Source organism: Paenibacillus aceris (genome assembly GCF_017874035.1).
GTDB lineage: Bacteria > Bacillota > Bacilli > Paenibacillales > NBRC-103111 > Paenibacillus_E > Paenibacillus_E aceris.
Genome location: NZ_JAGGKV010000023.1, coordinates 85,557 through 108,166, shown reverse-complemented (window position 1 = coordinate 108,166; position 22,610 = coordinate 85,557). Strand labels below are relative to the sequence as shown.

The 22,610-nt window shown below is 45.4% G+C and carries 21 protein-coding genes; 20 read left to right on the top strand and 1 reads right to left on the bottom strand.

Annotated features, from left to right (window positions below; all coding sequences use genetic code 11):
• Positions 1–66 precede the first annotated feature (66 nt).
• From J2Z65_RS28820 to J2Z65_RS28780, 9 genes are all read left to right on the top strand, one after another.
• Positions 67–1,584, top strand: coding sequence for a malate:quinone oxidoreductase (locus J2Z65_RS28820; RefSeq protein ID WP_167066884.1), 1,518 nt, complete (start codon positions 67–69; stop codon positions 1,582–1,584).
• Positions 1,585–1,968: 384 nt separating this feature from the next.
• A complete protein-coding gene (locus J2Z65_RS28815) occupies positions 1,969–2,748 on the top strand; it encodes a sulfite exporter TauE/SafE family protein (protein WP_167066881.1) in 780 nt (259 codons plus the stop codon).
• A 36-nt stretch (positions 2,749–2,784) separates the two neighbouring features.
• Positions 2,785–3,939 carry an MBL fold metallo-hydrolase gene (locus tag J2Z65_RS28810; RefSeq protein ID WP_167066878.1) on the top strand — a complete coding sequence of 385 codons (1,155 nt, stop codon included), beginning with the start codon at positions 2,785–2,787 and terminating at the stop codon, positions 3,937–3,939.
• 18 nt (positions 3,940–3,957) lie between these two features.
• On the top strand, positions 3,958–4,278 hold the full coding sequence (locus J2Z65_RS28805) for a rhodanese-like domain-containing protein (RefSeq protein WP_338111798.1): 321 nt from the start codon (positions 3,958–3,960) through the stop codon (positions 4,276–4,278).
• Between the two features lie 36 nt (positions 4,279–4,314).
• Positions 4,315–4,893, top strand: coding sequence for a sulfurtransferase TusA family protein (locus J2Z65_RS28800; protein WP_167066875.1), 579 nt, complete (start codon positions 4,315–4,317; stop codon positions 4,891–4,893).
• Between the two features lie 32 nt (positions 4,894–4,925).
• On the top strand, positions 4,926–5,150 hold the full coding sequence (locus J2Z65_RS28795) for a sulfurtransferase TusA family protein (RefSeq protein WP_167066872.1): 225 nt from the start codon (positions 4,926–4,928) through the stop codon (positions 5,148–5,150).
• A gap of 7 nt (positions 5,151–5,157) precedes the next feature.
• On the top strand, positions 5,158–5,640 hold the full coding sequence (locus tag J2Z65_RS28790) for a DsrE/DsrF/DrsH-like family protein (RefSeq protein WP_167066869.1): 483 nt from the start codon (positions 5,158–5,160) through the stop codon (positions 5,638–5,640).
• An 89-nt stretch (positions 5,641–5,729) separates the two neighbouring features.
• Entirely contained in the window at positions 5,730–5,990 is a 261-nt protein-coding gene (locus J2Z65_RS28785; RefSeq protein ID WP_145667279.1) for a metal-sensitive transcriptional regulator, read from the top strand.
• Between the two features lie 24 nt (positions 5,991–6,014).
• A complete protein-coding gene (locus J2Z65_RS28780) occupies positions 6,015–6,401 on the top strand; it encodes a rhodanese-like domain-containing protein (RefSeq protein ID WP_167066866.1) in 387 nt (128 codons plus the stop codon).
• A gap of 101 nt (positions 6,402–6,502) precedes the next feature.
• Here J2Z65_RS28780 and J2Z65_RS28775 read toward each other — a convergent pair whose 3' ends face one another.
• Entirely contained in the window at positions 6,503–7,783 is a 1,281-nt protein-coding gene (locus tag J2Z65_RS28775; RefSeq protein WP_167066863.1) for an ArsB/NhaD family transporter, read from the bottom strand.
• A gap of 303 nt (positions 7,784–8,086) precedes the next feature.
• Between J2Z65_RS28775 and J2Z65_RS28770 the strand changes: the two genes are divergently transcribed.
• The 11 genes from J2Z65_RS28770 to J2Z65_RS28720 all read left to right on the top strand — a co-directional run bounded on the left by J2Z65_RS28770 (position 8,087) and on the right by J2Z65_RS28720 (position 22,558).
• Entirely contained in the window at positions 8,087–8,743 is a 657-nt protein-coding gene (locus tag J2Z65_RS28770) for a phosphatase PAP2 family protein (protein WP_167066860.1), read from the top strand.
• A 101-nt stretch (positions 8,744–8,844) separates the two neighbouring features.
• A complete protein-coding gene (locus J2Z65_RS28765; protein ID WP_167066858.1) occupies positions 8,845–9,609 on the top strand; it encodes an IclR family transcriptional regulator in 765 nt (254 codons plus the stop codon).
• Between the two features lie 85 nt (positions 9,610–9,694).
• Positions 9,695–10,576: a fumarylacetoacetate hydrolase family protein gene (locus tag J2Z65_RS28760; protein ID WP_167066855.1), complete on the top strand. Its 882-nt coding sequence runs from the start codon at positions 9,695–9,697 to the stop codon at positions 10,574–10,576.
• 42 nt (positions 10,577–10,618) lie between these two features.
• Positions 10,619–12,088, top strand: a complete 1,470-nt coding sequence (gene gucD / locus J2Z65_RS28755) for an alpha-ketoglutaric semialdehyde dehydrogenase GucD (RefSeq protein WP_167066852.1) — start codon at positions 10,619–10,621, stop codon at positions 12,086–12,088.
• Between the two features lie 46 nt (positions 12,089–12,134).
• Positions 12,135–14,117, top strand: coding sequence for a YjhG/YagF family D-xylonate dehydratase (locus tag J2Z65_RS28750; RefSeq protein ID WP_167066849.1), 1,983 nt, complete (start codon positions 12,135–12,137; stop codon positions 14,115–14,117).
• Positions 14,118–14,728: 611 nt separating this feature from the next.
• On the top strand, positions 14,729–15,673 hold the full coding sequence (locus tag J2Z65_RS28745) for an ABC transporter permease (RefSeq protein WP_167066846.1): 945 nt from the start codon (positions 14,729–14,731) through the stop codon (positions 15,671–15,673).
• 11 nt (positions 15,674–15,684) lie between these two features.
• Positions 15,685–16,557: a carbohydrate ABC transporter permease gene (locus J2Z65_RS28740; RefSeq protein ID WP_167066843.1), complete on the top strand. Its 873-nt coding sequence runs from the start codon at positions 15,685–15,687 to the stop codon at positions 16,555–16,557.
• 76 nt (positions 16,558–16,633) lie between these two features.
• On the top strand, positions 16,634–18,247 hold the full coding sequence (locus J2Z65_RS28735) for an extracellular solute-binding protein (RefSeq protein ID WP_167066839.1): 1,614 nt from the start codon (positions 16,634–16,636) through the stop codon (positions 18,245–18,247).
• Positions 18,248–18,346: 99 nt separating this feature from the next.
• Positions 18,347–19,501: a Gfo/Idh/MocA family protein gene (locus J2Z65_RS28730; RefSeq protein ID WP_167066836.1), complete on the top strand. Its 1,155-nt coding sequence runs from the start codon at positions 18,347–18,349 to the stop codon at positions 19,499–19,501.
• 13 nt (positions 19,502–19,514) lie between these two features.
• Positions 19,515–20,762 carry a DUF6807 domain-containing protein gene (locus tag J2Z65_RS28725; RefSeq protein WP_167066833.1) on the top strand — a complete coding sequence of 416 codons (1,248 nt, stop codon included), beginning with the start codon at positions 19,515–19,517 and terminating at the stop codon, positions 20,760–20,762.
• Positions 20,763–21,265: 503 nt separating this feature from the next.
• Entirely contained in the window at positions 21,266–22,558 is a 1,293-nt protein-coding gene (locus J2Z65_RS28720) for an ABC transporter substrate-binding protein (protein WP_167066830.1), read from the top strand.
• Positions 22,559–22,610 lie beyond the last annotated feature (52 nt).

Below are 22,610 nucleotides of genomic sequence, written 5' to 3'. Positions count from 1 at the left end.
TGCTGTAACGCATAAGCAGGAGCGCCTGCATCCTTCTGGAAATTTTAGGGTATGAGGATGGTAAAAATGAGCAACAGAGAAACTAAAACAGACGTCATCTTAATTGGTGCCGGAATCATGAGTGCAACTTTAGGGACACTCCTGAAAGAATTAGTACCGGAATGGAAAATTACAGTGTTTGAGAAGCTCGAAAAAGCAGGTGAGGAAAGCTCTAACGAATGGAACAATGCAGGGACAGGGCATGCGGCACTGTGTGAGCTTAACTACACTGTAGAAAAACAAGACGGATCTGTAGATATTAGCAAAGCTGTGCAAATTAATGAACAGTTTCAACATTCCATGCAGTTTTGGTCTTATCTTGTAAACAGCAAGCTGATACGTAATCCGCAAGACTTCATCATGCCATTGCCTCATATGAGTTTGGTACAAGGGGAACAAAATATATCGTTTTTGAAGAAGCGCTTTGAAGCGCTGACTAACAATCCCTTGTTTCAAGGGATGGAATTTTCCGATGACCCTAAAAAACTAATGGAATGGATTCCACTTATCATACAAGATCGTCCATCCAATGAACCTATAGCGGCAACAAAAATCGACTCTGGAACGGATGTCAACTTTGGCGCTTTAACGCGCATTCTCTTTGATCACTTAAAGAAGAAAAACGTCGATATCAACTACAGACATAGCGTTGATAATATTAAACGGGCTAGCGACGGTTCATGGGAATTGAAAGTACGAAACAAAAGCGGTAATGTCGAACGTCATACTGCAAAATTCGTCTTTATCGGAGGCGGGGGCGGCAGTTTGCATCTGCTGCAAAAATCCGGAATTCCTGAAGGCAAACATATTGGAGGATTCCCGGTAAGCGGAATATTCATGGTATGTAATAATCCGGATGTTGTTGCGCAGCATCATGCAAAAGTCTACGGCAAAGCTAAAGTCGGAGCTCCACCTATGTCGGTTCCGCATCTTGACACAAGATTTATTGACAACAAAAAATCGTTGTTGTTTGGACCATTTGCCGGTTTCTCACCAAAGTTTTTAAAAACCGGTTCAATGTTTGATTTGGTAACTTCCGTAAAACCGGATAATCTCGTAACGATGCTGTCGGCAGGCGCCAAAAACATGTCATTGACCAAATACCTGATCGAACAAGTCATGTTATCGAAAGAAAAGCGCATGGAAGAGTTAAGAGAATTTATCCCAAGTGCCAAGATCGAGGACTGGGACTTGGTCGTCGCGGGCCAACGCGTGCAAGTAATCAAAGATACGGAAGCAGGCGGCAAAGGTACTCTTCAATTCGGTACGGAAGTGATAAGTGCGGCTGATGGTACGATTGCAGCATTGCTTGGCGCTTCTCCAGGTGCTTCTACCGCGGTTTCCGTCATGCTCGAGTTAATTAAAAAATGCTTCCCGCAGCATATTAAAGCGTGGGAACCGAAAATTAAAGAAATGATTCCTTCTTATGGCATCTCATTGTTGAAGAAAACGGAGCTTATTCAAGAGATTCATACTTCAACAGCGCGGACGCTTGGTCTAAGCGATAACTTGCCGTTACCGCTAGCACGTCAAACCGTATCATAAAAATCAAAGTTTAATTACAAGGCTGCCGGCATGTTCGGTGGCCTTTTGTGCGTCTAAGTCAATATAGTTTTGTTAAAATACCTTTGATTTATACATGCCCTCAGTTGTCATGCCGCGGCTAACATTCGCTCAGTCGCTCTTTTCATTTTGTTCTTTTGCTTCCATGCAGGATTGAGAATGGCGACTAAGGGGTTGACGCAATAGAAAATCTTTATTATAGTATCCATATACCCATACGGGTATGAGTAATTATTGAAGTTTCAAAGGTGGTGAGAAATGATTTCCCAACTATGAGTTAGGAAAATTTTTTTGCAGTTTTATATACCCCCATGGGTATAAATTGTGGGGTTGAATAGTCTAATGATAAATGAAAGGCCGTGCCTTATGGATTTAGCATGGATCTTAACTATTTTCACTATTGGATTCTTAGGCTCTTTTATTTCGGGAATGGTGGGAATCGGCGGTTCCATTATTAACTATCCGATGTTGTTATTTCTACCAGCAGCGCTTGGGTTTACTGCTTTTACCGCACAGGAAGTGTCCGCAATTAGTGCCATTCAGGTTTTTTTTGCAAGTTTAATGGGGATGCTCGTTTTTCGAAAAGAGGGACTTTTAAATAAAGCTCTAGTGTTTTACATGGGGACTTCAATCATCGTTGGCAGCTTTGTGGGGAGCTTTGTATCCAATACATTATCAAGTTCAGTTATCAATCTCGTATATGCGATATTGGCGCTCATTGCTGCGATGATGATATTCATGCCGAAGCGAGGAAAAGATGTCCGCGATGTAACTGAAGTTACATTTAAAAAACCCTTAGCGGTTATTTTAGCTTTGATAATCGGGACCGTTTCAGGGATTGTAGGCGCGGCGGGTGCATTTATAACAGTGCCGGTGATGCTTGTAGTTCTTAAGATCCCAACAAGGGTTGCTATCGCATCTTCACTGGCTATAACGTTTATATCCTCCATTGGCTCTACCACAGGCAAGCTGCTTGGGGGGCATATGCTTCTGGTTCCATCTATTGCGCTAGTTATTGCAAGTACGATTGCATCACCTTTAGGAGCCAAGCTAAGTAAAAAACTGAACACAAAGATTCTTCAGTGGATTTTGGCTGTATTGATAACGGCAACGGCCATTAAAATTTGGATGTCTATTTTACTTTAGCATGATCTGACCTTGTACCTTTGGAGGGAAATATACATGAGTGAAAAACAGTTACACGGCATGAATGCCGCTAATTTAGCTAAAAAGGTCTTGAACCATACACCCATTTTTATTCTAGATGTTCGTAATGAAAATGACTTCAACGACTGGAAAATTGAAGGCGAGAAAGTCACTATTCTCAATGCGCCGTATTTTGACCTTCTGGATGGCGTAGATGTCATCCTTGATCAAATACCGGATGACCAAGAAGTTGTGGTGGTTTGCGCCAAAGAGGGCTCATCCATTTTTGTTGCTGAGCAGTTGATCGAAGGCGGCAAGTCCAATGTTTCTTATTTGATTGGCGGTATGAAATCTTGGAGTGAGCATCTAGAGCCTGTGAAAATTGCCGACTTGAACGGCGGTGGCACGCTGTATCAATTTGTACGGTTAGGCAAAGGTTGTCTGTCTTATATGGTCATATCTAATGGTGAAGCTGCCGTTATTGATGCGGTTCGAACTACTGATGTGTATGAGAATTTTGCCAAAGAAAATCAAGCCGTCATCAAACATACCATGGATACGCACCTTCATGCCGATCATATCTCAGGTGGCCGGCAATTAGCTGAGAAAACGGGGGGCTCCTACTGGCTACCGCCCAAGGACGCAACAGAAGTCATGTTCCACTATGAGAAGCTTGAAGAAGGCAGCTCTTTAGTTGTTGGCCATACATCCATCAACATCCAGCCCATCTATTCTCCGGGTCACACGATAGGAAGCACATCTCTTATTATTGATCATCAATATCTGCTTTCCGGGGATATTTTATTCGTGAAGTCCATAGGCCGCCCTGATTTGGCTGGGAAAGCAGAAGACTGGGTTACAGACCTAAGAACGACATTGTATGACCGATATAAGCAGCTATCTGACGATTTAATTGTGCTACCCGCCCACTTTGGTAACGTTAAGGAATTAGGTGACAGAGGGCAAGTAGCTGCACGTCTTGGCGATTTGTATAAGGAGAATCCAGGTTTAAACATTCATGGCAAATCTGAATTCAGACGTACCGTTACTGAGAATTTGCCGCCGCAGCCAAATGCCTATCAGGAAATACGCCAAACGAACATGGGGCGAATAAGTCCGACAATGGAAGAGCAGCGTGAAATGGAAATTGGGCCTAACCGTTGTGCTGTTCATGATGATAAAACCAATTAAGGATAGGGAGGAATCACAGTGTCTAACAAAATTTATAAAGAGGTATTGCCACAGGAAGTTCTAGAGCTAATCCAAAAGGAAAAGAACGTAACGATCCTTGATGTTCGCGAGCAAGACGAATGGGAATCCGGACATATCCCCGGTGCTAAGCATATTCCTTTGGGCCAGATCGCTCGAGTTCTTAATGAAATAGCGCCCAAACAAGAAACGATCATTGTTTGCCGCAGCGGCAATCGCAGTGGAGTGGCTTGCGATTATTTGTCTTCGATGGGTTATAACGTTACAAATATGTCTGGCGGCATGTCCCAATGGTCGGGAGAACTGGCATACGGGAAATAATTAATTCCAATATAAATAAGACGGAGGTAATTACTTATGACTGCTTGGCAATGGCACGCAGATCGCACGCTGGAGTGTGAAGGACTTGCTTGTCCGCTTCCTGTGGTTCGTACCAAAAAGGCAATTGAGGATATGAATCCTGGCGAAGTATTAGAAATTCGTGCTACGGATAAAGGCTCCGTGGCCGATCTAAAAGGCTGGGCAAGCCGTACCGGCCATCAATACGTAGGGCTAAAAGAAGAGAACAGCGTATATCGGCATTTCATTCGCAAAGCGGAAGCTGCTGGAACCAAAGCGGAGATGAGATTTCCTCATACCGCTGCGAATGCTGAGATACAAGCTCGGGTAATTGCCGGAGAGAAACTCAACATCCTTGATGTAAGAGAGCCGGCAGAATATGCTTTCGGACGTATCCCCGGGGCTATATCGCTCCCATTAGGAGAACTTGAAGAAAAGATGCCTCAGCTAGACGCGAACAATGAATATTACGTTGTATGCCGGAGCGGAGTCCGTAGTGATTTGGCCTGTCAAATGCTCACCGAGCGAGGTTTTAAAAAGATTAAGAATGTAACGCCCGGTATGTCACAGTGGGATCATGACGTAGAGAAGGATTAACTGATTTTTCGAACGATAAGGAGGAGTTTAAAATGGCACATTTGATTGTTGACGCCAAAGGGTTGGCCTGTCCAATGCCGATTGTTAAAGCAAAAAAGGGGATCGATGCATTGGAGTCAGGACAGATTATGGAATTGCAAACAACGGACAAAGGGTCGATGAAGGATTTTCAGGCATGGGTCAAACAAACAAAGCATGAGCTTATGGATGCCAAAGAAGAAGATGGGGTTTTCACATTTACGGTAAAAAAGGGGTAAGAGAAGCATGGGAGACAACAAAGAGAAAACGACGATTGTTCTTTTTAGCGGTGAACTGGATAAAGCCATTGCTGCATTTATTATCGCCAACGGAGCTGCCGCCTATGATCATGAAGTCACGATCTTCTTTACCTTTTGGGGGCTAAACGTCCTTCGTAAAGATGAAAAGATTGCGGCGAAAAAGGGATTCCTGGAAAAAATGTTTGGAAAAATGATGCCTCGCGGACCTGAGAAACTGGGGATTTCGAAAATGAATTTTGGTGGTATGGGTCCCAAAATGATTAAACATGTCATGAAGAAGCATAATGCTTTGTCGCTGCCTCAATTAATTGAGTTAGCTCAAGAGCAAGGCGTTAAGCTGGTTGCATGTACGATGACGATGGACTTGTTGGGTTTGCAAGAGAAAGAACTGCTTGATGGTATTCAATATGCAGGTGTTGCTGCATATTTGGGTGATGCCGCTGATGCTAAAGTCAATCTATTTATCTGACCATTCATTCTTCTGTCCTACCTTATTGTTTTCCTTAGTCACATCAGCAATAATATACCTATATAGGTAGTATGAAAGGAAGGCAGAGTATGAAATACGATGATGATGTAAAAAAGAGACTAAAGCGTGTCGAAGGCCAAATCCGTGGCGTCTTAAAAATGATGGAAGAAGAACAAGATTGCAAGGATGTTGTCAGCCAAATTTCTGCTGTCAGAAGTGCCGCGGATAAAGCGATTGCCTACATTGTTGCGGTTAATTTGGAGCAGTGTATCCTAGAAGAGATGGAAGCTGGGAGAGATTCGAGCAAAATGGTCAAACAGGCTGTTGAGTTGTTAGTAAAAAGCCGTTAAGAGAATCAGGAAAGAGGGTAGGATATGGATTATCCATCCATTTTAAAAATCGTGGCGCTAGCTTTTTTAGCCTGGTTTATTTATTCCAGGTTTGCAAGTATAAAAGGCTTAAACAATCTGTCGCCAGATCAATTTCAGGATGAAATCAAGGGGAATAGCAATCATATTCTGATCGATGTACGTGAACCCGGCGAAGTAAAACAAGGCTACATCCCAGGGGCGGTCAATATACCTTTATCCCAAATGAAACACAGAGTCGGCGAAATTCAAAAAAATGATCGTGTTTATCTATATTGCCGGAGTGGAATGAGGAGCAAACAAGCTGCAAAAATTCTAAAGAAGAATGGTTTTAATGAATTATCTCATTTGCAGGGCGGGATTATGTCCTGGAAAGGGAAGTTAACCAAATAAACAAATTCAGCAACATTCTGATATGGCCCGTAGCATACCCCGTAATTATGAAAAATAATTACGGGGACTTTTGTTCATCATAGGTAGTGATTCCCTAAGCGTTAAATGAAGTATCGGACATAAATGTAAATATTGGCTAAGACAACGGAAATCAGCATGAGAGGGAAGCCATATTTCATAAAAGTAACAAATTTGATCGGATGGCCTTCCTTAGCTGACATTCCTGCAACGATTAAATTGGCGCTCGCCCCAATTAATGTGCCATTTCCACCCAGGCATGCACCTAGCGCAAGACTCCACCATAATGGTTCTAAGTTCTCTACTCCCATATTCCCCATTTCCTGTATCATTGGAATCATTGTTGCGACAAAAGGAATATTGTCCAAAAAGGCGGATGCGATCGCACTGAGCCACAGAATCAACATTGATGTCGCGATTGGATTGCCGCCCGTCAGCGCAATGGCTTGTGCGGCTAGTCTAGAGATGACTCCGGTCTCTACTAGGCCTGAAACTAGCACAAAGAGCCCGACAAAAAAGAAGATCGTGGTCCACTCCACCTTAGTAAAGGCGTTTTCCATCGCGTGTTCACCGGTCAGAAGGAGCAAGAGAAAGGCACCTGCTAAGGCGACGGTTGCTGATTCCAGATGAAGCATTTGATGCAAGAAGAAGCCAATGATTGTAAGCCCGAGTACGGAAACGCTTTTGATTAGCAAAGTACGGTCAGTAAGTGCGTCTTTTTCATTCATTTGCATGATGCTCATTTTTAATTCAGGTGTGGTCGTAACTTGTTTGCGAAACAGGAGAACGAAAATCGGTAGTATACAGGCCATAATAATGACGACAATGGGAGTAAGGTTATTGATGAATGACATAAACGTTAATTCTTTAACTGCGCTGCCGATCATGATATTTGGCGGATCCCCAATTAAAGTAGCCGTGCCACCGATATTGGATGCGAGAATTTGTGTGATTAGAAAAGGCACCGGGTTAACACGCAGCTGCCGTGTGATGCTAATCGTAACCGGCACCATCAAAAGTACGGTTGTAACGTTGTCCAGGAAGGCTGAACCAACCGCGGTGATGAGTACGAGTGATATCAAAATGCGGACAGGGTCGCCTTTCGCTTTTTTGGCAGAAAATAATGCTATATATTTGAATAGCCCTGTATCTGCTGTTATGCTTACAATGATCATCATGCCTATCAGAAGTCCCAAGGTGTTAAAATCAATATGGTGCAAAGCCGCCTCTTGATTAACAATGCCTAGGATGACCATGGAGACGCCGCCGAGCATGGCGATAATCGTACGATGAAACTTCTCGGCAATAATCATGCTGTATGTCACTAGAAAGATGCCAATTGCTAAAATTGCTTGTTGTTCCATAATTCCTCCTACAACTTATTTGTGATAGTTTATCCAATTTCGGAAGTAGCAACCTTATCCTTTCTCTGCATAAAAAAAGAGCCCATCAAGGGCTCGGCATGGCAAAAAAAGACCAAAAGGAGCCCTTGGTGACAGGCTCCTCCAAAATACAGCAAGTATTTAATTACTAAATGTTATGAACAGCATTCTTCCGATATGCAGATGAGTTATAAATTTACTATGAAGTTGAGGTTATGTCAAGGCATCATGCACGCGGACGTATGCGCTAGAAGTTACAAGAATCAAAAGAGGGGATTTAAGAAAATGAATTTGAAAATGCAACTTACGCGCGCTTTATTGATAAGTCTTTTGAGCGCAATTTGCTTTGGAGTGCTAGCGCTTTTGATAAGCGATAAAAAGCTGGATCAATTCGACAGCGGCATCATTTCCTTTGTTCAAGGGTTAGAATCTCCGGCTCTGACAAGCATCATGAAATTTTTCACTTTCATTGGGGGAGGATTTCCGGTAGTTGTTGTGACGATTATCTTGATATTTTTTCTGTACAAGGTTTTGCATCATCGAAGAGAATTGATACTATTTATCTGGGTCGTCATCGGATCGGTAATTTTAAACGAATCGTTAAAACTGATCTTTCATCGCGCCCGACCAATGATACATCGTATCGTAGATGCAAATGGTTTTAGTTTTCCCAGCGGGCATTCCATGGCTGCTTTTAGTTTATACGGGGTTGTCGCGTTTTTGGTTTGGCGGCATATTGCAACCTCCCTTGGCCGGGGACTGTTAATTTTGGTAAGCATCGTTATGATCGTTGCAATAGGAGTCAGCCGAATTTATTTGGGCGTGCATTACCCAAGTGATGTTCTTGGTGGTTTCTTAGCTAGCGGGAGTTGGTTAGCCGTTTCTATTTGGTTTTATCAGCGGTATCAGGAAAAACGGTTCGAAGCAAACGTTGAAAAGTAAATGTTCTTTGGATTGTTCCTCAATGAAAGTCTTAAACGAAGATTCAGCTTGCTTGTACAGTCTTTTAAGATTATTATGAAATTGTAGATAGAGGTGATACCATGCCTATTATTCAAGCGCTGGATAGAGCACTGAAAATTTTGGATTTATTCGACGAGCATACGACCGAGCTGAAAATTACAGAAATCAGCGCTAGAATGGAGCTTCACAAGAGCACGGTCCACTCCTTATTGAAAACGCTTCAGTTACACGGTTACATCAATCAGGACATGGAATCAGGCAAGTACAAGTTAGGGTTAAAACTGTTGGAAAAGGGACAGCTTATGCTGCAAAGCCTGGACATCCGCACTGTTGCCCGTAAGCACTTGGCTGCTTTATCTGAACAAACGGGTCAAACTACCCATCTCGTCATACTTGATGGGAAGGAAGGCGTGTATTTGGATAAGGTGGAGGGGGAAAAGGCTGCTATCCGTTATTCCCGGATAGGCCGCAGAATTTCACTTCATAGCAGCGCGGTAGGAAAAGTTCTGACAGCCTTTAGAACGAACGAAGAAAGAGATTCGCTCCTGCGGAATTACCAGTTCTCTAAGATCACAGAAGCGACGATTACGGAGAAAGAGGCATTTCTTCACGAGCTGAATCAAGTAAGAGAGCAAGGTTATTCGATAGACAATCAGGAAAACGAACCGGGTGTTCGATGCGCTGCGGCGCCTATTTTCGAACATAATGGTTCAGTTGTAGCAGCAATTAGTCTTTCAACGTTAATTTCAGCGGTAGATGATCTATTGTTGAAGCAGTATATTGCCCTTCTTAAGAAAGAAGCGGAAACGATTTCTCAGACCCTGGGGTTTCGGCAAGTTTTGTAAAGCATGTCGAGTCCAGGCATTTTTTACACCGTTATTTTAGAACGCTGTTTTATATTATAAAACAAATTCAAAGGAGTGAACGAAAATGAGAATTATTCGTTTTGTAAATGACGGTTTTGCACAGCTAGCGGCAGTGACTGACAGCGGTCAAATTTTCGCATTGCCTCAAAGCGATTTTTTGGCTTTGGTCAAAGAGGCTGACGCCAAAGCGATTTCACCGCTTGCGTTGGTTTTCAATACGATTGATGGCAGCGAAGCGTTTAAAGGTCAGGTAGAGGAGCTTGAGCTTCTTGTTCCGATTGAAGCGCCGGAGGTGTGGGCAGCTGGGGTTACCTATGAGCGTAGCCGGGATGCGCGGAATTATGAAGCGACCGAAGGCAGACTCGATGCCTCGACATTTTACGATAAAGTATATGATGCTGTCCGTCCGGAGATTTTTTTCAAATCAACGGCTGCACGAACGGTTGGCCCCGGTGGCGAGGTACAACTCCGAAGCGATTCCGTGTGGCAGGTGCCAGAACCTGAACTAGGGCTTGTTCTGAATGCCAAAGGGGAAATCGTAGGGTACACGATCGGTAACGATATGAGCTGCCGGGATATTGAAGGCGAGAATCCGCTCTACCTGCCTCAGGCTAAAGTATGGAAGCGTTCCTGCTCTTTGGGACCCGCGATCCGCTTAGCGGAAACGGTAGACAACCCTTACAATTTGCAGATTACAAGCCGGATCTATCGTGAAGGGGAAAAAGCAGTTGAGGGAACGGCCAATACCAATCAGCTAAAACGAAAGCTTGAGGAATTGACCGAGTATTTGATCCGGGATAATGAATTGTTTGACGGAACTGTGCTTCTGACGGGAACGTGTATTGTACCGCCTAACGAGTTTACGCTTGCTCACGGAGACAGGATTGAAATTGAGATTACCGGGATTGGGAAACTTGTCAATCATGTTGTAGGCGCAGGAAACTAAACTGTACTTTTTAAATAATCATACTTATTAGGAGGAATAAAAATGCCAGTTGGATTTGTTGGAGGGCAAACGTATTTGAATTATTTGAACGGTGAATGGCGTCCGGCCGGCTCGGGCCAAACCGTTCCCAGCATAAACCCTGCCAAAAGAAGTGAAGTCGTGGGCTATGTGCAGTCGTCGTCTTTGGAGGAGTTGAACCAAGCCGTTGCGTCCGCCAAAGCGGCGCAGCAAGGTTGGAGAAAGCTGTCCGGTTCGGTAAGAGGCGACTACTTGTTCAAAGCGGCCAATGCACTTGAAAGACGCATTGATGAAATTGCGGAGACAATGACACGTGAAATGGGCAAAACACTGGCGGAAGCAAAGGGAGAAACTGCAAGAGGAATTGCGATCCTGCGTTACTATGCCGGTGAAGGGATGAGGAAGATCGGTGATGTCATCCCCTCTACGGACAGCGAAGCACTGATGTTTACGACCCGTGTGCCTCTTGGGGTTGTCGGCGTTATTTCGCCTTGGAATTTTCCAGTCGCGATTCCGATATGGAAGATGGCGCCAGCCTTAATCTATGGCAACACGGTTGTGCTGAAGCCTGCTCAGGAGACGGCCGTGACGGCTGCCAAAGTCGTAGAGTGCATCGCTGAAGCAGGACTTCCTGCGGGTGTACTGAATATGGTGACCGGCAGCGGATCTGTTATCGGGCAAGGTCTTGCCGAGCATCCGGACGTTAACGGAATTACATTTACCGGCTCCAACGCAGTCGGCAAACGGGTTGGTCAGGCGGCACTAGCCAGAGGGGCGAAATACCAGCTTGAGATGGGCGGGAAAAATCCTATTATTATCGCTGCGGATGCGGATTTGGATTTGGCGGTTGACGCAACGATCAGCGGTGGAATCCGGTCGACGGGACAGAAATGTACAGCAACAAGCCGTGTTATTGTGCTGCGCGATGTTTATGAATCTTTTAAAGAAAAGCTTTTGAGCAAATTAAAAGGTTTAACCGTGGGTCACGGTTTGGATGCCGGTACATGGCTCGGACCTTGTGCGAATGAAAATCAACTGCAAACCGTGCAATCCTACATTCAAAAAGGGATCGAGGAGGGAGCCGAGCTGTTGTTCGGCGGTGCATCTCCGGACCACCCGGATCTCGCCGAAGGCTTCTATATTCAGCCTACTGTGTTCGACAAAGTAACACCGGACATGACGATTGCCCGGGAAGAAATATTCGGCCCAGTTCTCGCGCTGATTCAGGCCGAAACCATGGAAGAAGCGATTCAATTGGCGAATGATTCGGACTATGGTCTGAGTGCTTCCATTTACACGCAAAGCATAAGCCATATTCTTTCGTTTATTCAAGATATGGACGCCGGTCTGGTAAGAATTAATTCCGAGACGGCCGGGGTGGAGCTGCAGGCTCCGTTCGGCGGTATGAAGCAGTCCAGTTCACATTCACGTGAGCAAGGTCAGGCTGCCATTGAATTTTTCACCTCGATAAAAACAGTATTTCTCAAGGCGTAAGCGGATCTCTTGGGCTAGGAAACCTGATTCGGAAGGGTGAAGTTTGATGACAGAGCAAATAAAATCGATTATGACAGAAGAAAATAACGATTTGTATAAGATCCACACGCATGCACAGGGCCCCAAAGGCTCACTGCCCCTAACAAAAGAAATGTTATTGCATGCCCCTAGCGGTGAGTTGTTCGGTCTTACTCAAAATGTAGGGATGGGATGGAAACCATCTCGCCTGAAGGGCAAACAGTATCTTTTGTTAAGTACGCAAGGAGGCATACGCAAGGAAGATGGCAGTCCTGTCGCCCTTGGTTATCACACCGGTCACTGGGAGGTTGGACTGCTGACACAGGCTGCGGCAGAGGTGATTACAGAAAGCGGAGGGGTTCCTTTTGCCGGTTATGTGAGCGATCCTTGCGATGGCAGGTCCCAAGGCACAGAAGGGATGTTTGACTCTCTTCCTTACCGCAACGATGCAGCGATCGTTTTTCGGCGCTTAATCCGCTCCTTGCCAACACGCAAAGGCGTGCTCGGTGTGGCAACCTGCGACAAGGGATTGCCCGCCATGATGATCGCGCTGGCCGGGATGCACGAGCTGCCTTGCGTCATTGTGCCCGGAGGAGTGACGTTACCCCCTACGGAGGGGGAGGATGCTGGGAAGATCCAAACCATAGGCGCAAGGTATGCGAGTGGTGAGATTAGCCTGGAGGCTGCTGCCGACCTAGGCTGCCGGGCTTGTGCCACGCCAGGGGGAGGCTGCCAGTTTCTTGGCACTGCTGCTACTTCGCAAGTTATTGCAGAAGCTATGGGCATGACGGTGCCTCACGCTGCGCTTGCGCCATCCGGGCAACCCGTATGGGAAGAGATGGCAAGGCAGTCGGCACGCGCTATGATGACGCTGGAGGAAAAGGGTATCCGAATGAAGGATATTTTGACTGAAGCGTCTATCCATAATGCCATGGTTGTTCATGCAGCCTTCGGAGGATCGACGAATTTGCTGCTACATATCCCTGCCTTCGCCCATGCGGCAGGACTGCCTGTTCCGACCGTTCAAGACTGGATTCGTGTCAATAAAGACGTCCCGAGACTAGTCAGCGTTTTACCCAATGGTCCGGAATATCATCCGACTGTGAGAGTGTTTCTGGCAGGAGGGGTGCCGGAAGTGATGCTGCATCTCCGGCGTTTGGGGGTACTAAAAGAACATGCATTGACAGTAACGGGTGAAACGCTGGGAACCGTACTGGATTGGTGGGAGTCGAGCGAGCGCCGTGTACGGATGAGAAATCTGTTGATGGAAATGGACGGCATTGACGCGGACAACGTTATCATGCAACCGGAACGTGCCAAAGAAAGAGGATTAACTTCAACGGTGACGTTTCCAATGGGGAACTTGGCTCCGGAAGGATCGGTCATTAAATCGACGGCGATTGACCCGACAACAGTTGGAGAGGACGGGGTTTACCGCCATCGGGGCAAAGCCAAGGTGTTTACCTCGGAGAAAGCGGCCATCTCGGCCATCAAGAACAACGGCATTCAAGCCGGAGATGTGATGGTGTTAATGGGACGCGGACCTTCGGGGACGGGGATGGAAGAGACCTATCAACTAACCTCGGCGCTAAAGCATCTGCCGTTCGGCAAATATGTATCCCTGATTACGGATGCACGGTTTTCGGGAGTATCCACAGGCGCCTGCATCGGTCATGTTGGACCTGAAGCGCTGGCTGGCGGTCCGATTGGCAAGCTGCGGGACGGGGACACAATCGACATCATCGTCGATCGGAACCGGTTGGAGGGTACGATCCATTTTCTGGGCGATAGCGACGAAGTGCTGACCCCCGAAGAAGGAGCCCGTGTGCTTGCTGACCGCGATCCGCACCCGGAACTCGCTCCAGACGAAAGACTCCCTGACGATACTCGTTTATGGGCTGCTTTACAGTCTGTCAGCGGAGGAACCTGGGCAGGGAGCGTTTATGATGTGGATCGGATTATCGCTGCCTTGGAAGCGGGCAAAAAAGCATTGGCGCAGCAGAGCCGATAGGAGCGCACCATCATTTACAGAAAATACGCCGCTTCTATTGCTGCTCCCGGTCTCCTGAGCCTGCCTAACACACAAAGCTAATTGAATCCTCCCGCTGCTCTCAAATGGAGAACAGCATCATCACAAAGTGTCGAGAAAGTCTCGGCGCTTTTTTGTGTTTTCTCATTGTTCTGTGTTTTCTCCTCGTTTTGTGTAAATTTCTAAAATTCTTGCAGAGTCGCATTTGAATGATGAAGGGCTGTCTTTCTTTGATGGGATATTTTGAAAAAAAAGTATTGCAATCGGTTACAAGGCTGAATTATAATGAAGTCATCGGAAGACTAGTATTACTAGTTAGACTAATTAGATCAATAAGATTAGTGGTATTAGTAAGTTCAAGTAGTCATCGGGATCGCAGACCAAATTCGGCATAGTGGTACTTAAGGCACCTACAGAAAGAAAAGCCAATCAAGTGTAGATGTTTCAACAACAATGAAGACGTAATCAATACTTGAAGATGCTGCTAATTTGACTAAATGACCTAATAACAATCGATAGTCAACATTATGTAAGCGTTTCAATTTTGATATATTTTTCAGCATACCTAATTTTCATTGAAAGGATGGACGCTTATGCAGATTGAAATTAGCCGGACCACATCCTCGGCGGTAGTCAAACGAAATCGAATGTCTTTCTTTCGACGCCAATGGCAGTTATATGTCCTGATGATTTTACCGATGGCTTACTTCGTTATTTTTAAGTACATTCCGATGGCGGGAGTTGCGGTTGCTTTTAAGGACTATAATATCTTCAAAGGTGTATGGGGCAGTGATTGGGTAGGATTAGATGTCTTCAAAGAGGTCTTTTCGCTGCCACAATTCTATACGGCGTTCCGCAATACGCTGGTCTTAAATATTTTGGGGCTGCTTACGTTCCCAGTTCCCATTATTTTGGCAGTCATGTTGAATGAAATACGTATTAGCTGGTTCAAACGAGTGAGTCAAACGTTAATGTACTTACCTCATTTTATTTCCTGGGTAATTGTGGGCGGTATGGCCATTGAATTGCTTTCCACCAACAACGGTACGATTAATGAAATGATTAAGGCGATTGGCGGCCAGCCGATTCCGTTTTTGGAAAAACCGATTTACTGGATCTCTACCTATGTCGGAACAGGCTTGTGGCACCATGCAGGCTGGGGAACGATTCTGTACTTAGCAGCGCTTACAGGAATTAATAAGGAATTATATGAAGCTGCCGAAGTGGACGGTGCCACCCGTATGCGGAAGATCTGGCATATAACATTGCCGGGCATCAAGCCAACGATCATTGTTCTGTTCATTTTGCAGATCGGCAACATGGCGAATATCAGCTTTGAACAGCCATATGTTCTGCAGAATGGGTATGTCAAGGATGTATCTGAAGTTATCAGTACTTACGTATATACGGTTGGAATCCAATCAGCGAGGTTTGCTCTTGCTACTGCAGTAGGCTTGTTCCAGTCGGTTGTTGGCCTCATTTTACTCTTGTCAGCTGAGTTTATATCGAGAAGAGTAAATAATCAGGGGATTTTCTAGGGGGGGAATATATGTATCGAAATCCTGCGAATAAAATGATAGACGCTGTTATTATCGTTGTGATCGGTGTTTTCTGTTTGTTTTGTGTTGTGCCGATGATCCATATGTTCGCTTTGTCGTTGAGCGGAAACAGACCGATTATGTCCGGTGAAGTGACTCTTTGGCCTGTTGAATGGACTTGGGGTGCTTACCATTCCGTTCTTGGTGACCTCTCCATGCTGCGTTCACTGCTGTTTACGATCCTGCTCGTTGCCGGATACACGCTTGTCACTATGGCCGTAACAGTCATGGCTGCATATCCATTAAGCAGACGGGATTTTAAAGGAAAGCATATTTTCTTCTTGCTTATTATTATTACGATGTTTTTCAATCCGGGAATTATTCCGCATTATCTCCTGATCAAACAGCTGGGCATGTTAAATACGGTATTTTCCTTAGTTGTACCTATTTTGATCAATGCATTTCTCCTGATTATCCTGAAAACGAATTTTTCACAACTTCCGGCTGAACTGGAAGATTCTGCATGGATGGACGGGTGCGGGCACTTTAGATTTTTGCTGAAAATTGTACTGCCGCTTTCGCTGCCGATATTGGCGACGATCGGACTTTACTCTGCAGTGGATCGATGGAACATGTTCCAGGATGCCTTATTTTATGTCAATGATCAGCATCTGTACCCTATTCAATTGAAGCTCTACGAAATGGTAATCAACAGCCAAGTGAACGACGCTTCCGCTCAAGAGGGCTTCAATTCCTCGACGCCGATTCCTCTAAGTTTGCAGGCAGCCAGCATCATGTTCTCAACGGTGCCGATCCTGCTTGTATACCCATGGCTGCAGCGTTATTTCATTTCCGGTATGCTTGTCGGTGCCGTCAAAGGTTGATAGTTACACTTCGGCGGTCAACAAACTGCCAACCGAAGGTTCTATACAAATAGTCAAGTTAAAGGGAGGCAACACAATGCGGAAAACAATTCATAAATCAGTGCATACTACATTGACAGTAGCCATGGCGTCCTGCCTAGTATTAACAGCCTGCAGCAGCAGCTCTTCCAGCGGTGCAAACGATAGCAGCGGTTCTCCTGCAGCCAGCAACGCAGCAACTCCAGCCCAGAGTTCCAAACCCATTACGCTGACAGTTGAGCTTTTTGATAGAAGCAATACCCCTGCCGGAGCTCCTCCGATCACCGACAACTTTATGACGCAATACATTCAAGAAAATTTCGGTAAACCGAACAATATTACTGTCAAATTCGTAACGGTACCGCGTTCTGAGGAAGTCAAAAAGCTGAATGTTTTGATGGCTTCTAACTCCTCTCCGGATATTGTTTATACCTATGACAAGCCGACGGTTCAGAACTACGCGCAAAGCGGAGGCTTGGCGGATTTGGGGCCGGTTATCGATAAATATGGTCCTCAATTGAAAAAGGTGCTTGCCCCTTCATTACCGGATGGCATGTTCAACGGCAAACAGTATGCCATTCCTGCACTTCGGGTCATTCAGTCCCAGACAACAACATTTATCCGCAAGGATTGGCTGGATAAGCTGAATATGCCGGCGCCGACGACGACTGACCAATTCCTGCAAACCATGAGGGCGTTCAAAGAAAAAGACCCAGGAAATACAGGCGGAAAAGTAATTCCTTATTCGTATATCGATATTTTTCATATGCAGCCATTGATTCAATCTTTCTGGGATTGGAGCAAAATTACGCCGGCAGATCTATACGCCACCCCTAACTGGGAGCAGCCTGGAAATAAAGAGGGGCTTAAGTTTTTAAATCAAATGTACAATGAAGGTTTGATTGATAAAGATTTTGCGCTTGCTTCCGATTTTAGCCAAGCCTTCGCCCAGCAAATGGTGAACGGGCTTGCAGGTGCTGCAACGCCTAATACCAATGAACCGGTTTATAACGGCTATTACTCAAATATGAAGAAGAACAATCCGACAGCAGAACTTGTAGCGATTGATCCGTTTTCAACGAAAGACGGCAAACATCCGAAACCGAAATACCCGGCATACGGCGCGTATCTGATGGTTCCAAAATCAAGCCCGAATGTTGAGGCGGCAGTGAAATATTTGAACTGGATGTCTGAGCCGAAAAATATCCTTGCGCTTCAAAACGGGAAGGAAGGCGTCTCCTATAAATTGGACAGCAATGGTGTACCTATTAACATGGATACGCCAGAAGCTAAACAAATTCTTTATAACTACTACGACTATGCCATTATCTTAAACGGTAAATATGTCAGCCCGGATGAGCCGCAAAAAAATATCGAGGCAAACGCAACGGATCCGAACTTTAAAGACTTCACAGTGAAGAGTATCCAAGCCGGATCTAATGATGCTTACACACTACCTCGTGTCGATACGCCAATTCAGGCTGAAGTGAAGTATGCAACTATTTTGAAGGATAAAGAAAAAGAAATGTTAACGAAAATCGTTACGGCTAAACCAGCTGATTTCGATAAAGTTTACGGCGATCAAGTAAAAGCTTATATGGATATGGGCGGTACAGCGGTTAAAGAAGAAAAGAAGAAAGCTTACGAGGAGTTCTACAAGAATCAAAAGTAACTTCATTTAACGGATTACTCGGTTCCCTGTTATTGGGGAACCGAATTTACTATGTACACGGCAATCTCAAAATTACATTTGCGAAGGAGACGGAAATTCATGATTCGTGTTGCTGTTATTGGAATAGGTGCTATTTCGGCTGCCCATATTGAAGCTTATCAAACTTTGGGGGAACGCTGTCAAATAGTCGCATTGAGCGATATTTATACCGATAAAGCTGAGCAATTCAAACAGAAACATAATCTGGATTGCTTGATTTTTAGCGATTATCGCGAAATGCTGTCACGGGATGATATTGATCTGGTTTCCGTATGCACACCGCCTTATACGCATGCTGATATTACCGTCTATGCGCTTAATGCCGGCAAGCATGTGATCGTCGAGAAGCCGATGGCTTCTTCGCTGGAAGAATGTGATCGGATGAACGAGGCAGCCGAGGCTACCGGCAAAATACTTTCGGTCGTTAGCCAGAACCGTTTCGGTGATTCGGTCATGAAACTAAAGAGCGTATTGGACTCCGGATTGGCAGGTAAAATTGTTCACGCTCAAGTAGACTCGTTCTGGTGGAGAGGATATGTATACTACGATCTCTGGTGGAGAGGCACTTGGGAAAAAGAAGGTGGCGGCTGCACACTGAATCATGCCGTACATCATATTGATATGTTTCAATGGATGATGGGCATGCCGGATCAGGTTACAGCTGTCATGAGCAATACCTCACATGATAATGCGGAAGTCGAGGATTTGTCGATAGCGATCCTGTCCTATCCAAGAGCCTTGGCTCAAATTACCAGCTCTGTTGTGAATCACGGTCAGGAACAGCAGCTGATCTTCCAAGGGGAGAAAGCGCGTGTGTCGATGCCGTGGAAGGTGACTGCTTCCGTATCCAAAGAGAACGGCTTCCCTCAGGCCAATTCAGAGCTAGAACAAGCGATCGATGCTGTTGCGAGTCAGGTTCCCGCACTGCTTTACACGGGACATAAGGGTCAGATTGACAACGTTATGAAGGCTATTGAGAACGGCACGACGGACGTATTGGTCTCGAGCCAAGAAGGCAGAAAAACACTGGAGCTCATTACGGCCATCTATCAGTCTGCCAGCACGGGCACATCAGTAAGACTTCCGCTTAAGTCGGATAGCCCATTCTATACTCGCGAAGGTATTATGTCGAACGCTCCACGTTTTTATGATAAGAAAAACTCGGTTGTCGGTTTTAGCTCTAATGAGATTACAGTCGGTGGCGAGAAAAAATAAGGAGCTGAGAAGCATGACGATAGAGTCAAAAAACAAGTTCTCCGTTACTTTGGATCATTCGGTTACGACGTTCCCAACCGTTTTGAAAGTAGATTTGGATGATGAAACCTTTACGAGGATTGAAACATGGGCCGGAGATGCAGATATTCTAGCAGTAAATGAGGCTAACAACATTGAGTTTGCTTGCCAGCTTAATCGGCATGATATTTCTGCGACACCATGGGAAGTAAAACAAGAGCGCGCGCTCTATGTCCTTTTAAAGGAAGCCCATTTGCCAACAGAGTCGGTATTCTCCCTTATAAAGAAGCCAAAAAGTCAAGCAGTTCCCAAAGACCGGCAATATAATCCTTGGCATGAACTCCCGGGGGTATATGTAGATCATCAGGAGGAGAACAGCAGGGTCGTTGTAAGCATAGAAGGCAAGCTGTTTACCCGGTACTTATATTCACCACAGGTAGGGAAGCCTTACTATTATCCTTTGATTGGGCCTCACGGCAAAACGCTTATTCAAGATGCGCCGGATGATCACCTGCATCATCACGGTCTTTGGTGGGGCCACGACGATGTAAACGGACATAAGCTCTATCATGAGTTTCGTGGTGAGGGGCGCCAAGTGCATAAGGAATTTATGGTGATGTCCAGTGGCCCGGTCTTTGGTCAAATAACAACGTTAATCAATTGGCAGGATGAGCACGGTAATTTGCTGCTGCAGGAGACTCGCAGTATTCGAATTTACAATCTGCCTCCCGAGTCAAGATATGTAGATCTATCAACAGAGCTGCATGCTGTTAACGGCGATGTTAAGTTCGGCGATACAAAGGAAGGCGGATTCCCTTTCCTTCGCGTTAACGAGCAAATCAATGGTCATCATACAGGAGTCATTTCAGCTGCCAACGGGAAAGTAGGGGAATCTGAAATTTTTGGATCGGTCACTGAGTGGGTAGATTATAGCGGTAAACTGTTTCGCAGTATGAACCGTGAAAGCGGGACCCCCGTCAAGGAATATGCGGAAATGGGCATTGCCATGTTCTCTCACCCGGAGAATGACACTTACGCTTCCCAGTGGTTTGTTCGCGACTACGGTCCCTTCACTCCAGCCAACTTCCATTTCTGCGGTGGGAAGGTGCTGAGCAGCGGTGATGTCCTGGCAATGAAACACAGGCTATTTATCCATCAAGGGGATGCCGCCGAAGGGAAAGTGGCACAGCGGTATAAGGAATATGCTGAAGCCGCACAAGCGAAGCTGACTTTTCAGGAATAAGAGGCATAATAAAATAGAATGAATTTTTGATGGGTCTGTCATGATGACAGGCTCTTTTTTATTCTGCAAAAGAACAAGTTTAACTTCAAAGGGGCTGACGCATTAGGCCAGATAGGAGCTGATGGTATTAGTGGGAACAATAGTCCGTTATTTGCCCTGCAGGCAGCCATTTCTATTGGCCAATCAAAGGGAACTCCGTTCCGCTATTTGCCGATTTTAGCCGGTATGAAGGTTGATTGGGGCAAATAAGATCCTGTAGTTCCCCAGGAACCAGAAAATAGCCAGCACAGCCCGAATAGCGCCCTGCAGTTCCCTATTTCTTAGGGAAATTAACAAAAGGATGGGTTGTCCCTAAAGTAAGTCTGAAGGACGGAGGCTGCAAAGTATGTTATATTAGAAATACGCCAAAGGTTCGAATTATGTTATCAATTTTAATCACTGTATCATGTATATTCTTGATGCGAAGTTGATTATTATCAACTTATCATTTTGGGGAGAGACTTATGGTCACATGGAAACGCTCTCAATTACTTCTATTAGCGGGCATCCTTCTTGGAACGCTGCTTACTTCGTGCCTTCATACAAAAGACCAAGCGAAAGATCAGCTTCCAAAGGGGGAAAGTAAAGTCAAATTGAGAATTGCATGGTGGGGCTCCCAAGAACGGCATGAGGCAACCATGTCTGTTTTGCATTTATATACGCAGAAATTTCCGAATATTACCTTTGAACCCGAATACTCCGGTCTGGAAGGGTACTTAGATAAGATCAATACCCAAGCTCTAGCGAAAAATCCGCCGGATATTGTACAACTCGATGCAGGGTGGATCTCCGATTGGGCAAGCCGGCAGCAATTGCTTCCGTTGGAACCCAGCGTAAATATATCCAAAGTGGATCTGAAGCTTATGTCTTCCGGGCAGTACAAGGGGATGACCTACGCAGTGCCATTAGGCTCTGTTGCTTATGGAATGATTTATGACCGTTCAGCTCTGGAGAAGCTGGGTATGGAAGCGCCGAAGAACGGATGGACATGGGATGACTTCTTCATTATGGCGAAGGAATCAAAGAACAAGCTGCCCCAAGGGGTATATTTTACAAAAGATTTTGCCGGAGATTACTTTGCCTATTCTGCTTTTCAATTCAGTAGAGGTAAGGGAAAGGTAATGACAGACGACGGCAAGTTTAATATTGACGAGCGTACATTTCTGACGTGGACCCAAACATTCGAGCAGATGCGTAAGGAAGGCATTGTTCCGCCTCCGGAAATCAATCTCTCCGATAAGGAGTTTGATCCGAATCTGGATTTGATGGTGGCAGGGAAAATCATCATGAGAATGTCATTTTCGAACAATTTGGGTGGCTGGGACAGCTTAAAAAGAGGTGCATATGCGCTTGTCACCATGCCTCGGTCGCAGCAAGCCGGCGGCTGGCTCAAGCCCTCCATGTTCTTCGGAGTTTCCTCTAACAGCAAATACCCCGAAGAGGCTAAAAGGTTCATTGACTGGTTTATCAATGATCCGGAAGCGGGAGCTATATTAAAGACTGTGCGGGGACTGCCTGTCAATAGTGATGTTGCTGCGTCCATTGAAACATATATGAGCGAAACCGATAAGGCTGGTTTGAGTATGTTCCATGCAACCTTAGAGAACGGACAAGCTTACAGTCCGGGCCCGAACGGTTGGATTAATTATGTCGATAGGGATTGGCCACTGGTTAGGGATCAATTGAGCTTTGGTAAAATTACACCGAAAGAAGCGTTTGAGCAGCTGCGAGTCGCCGCGCAAAAGTACGAAAACTAGTATTGAAAAAGGGATAAGGAGAAGTTGCTCCTTTCAAGTGTTTTGCTTATCT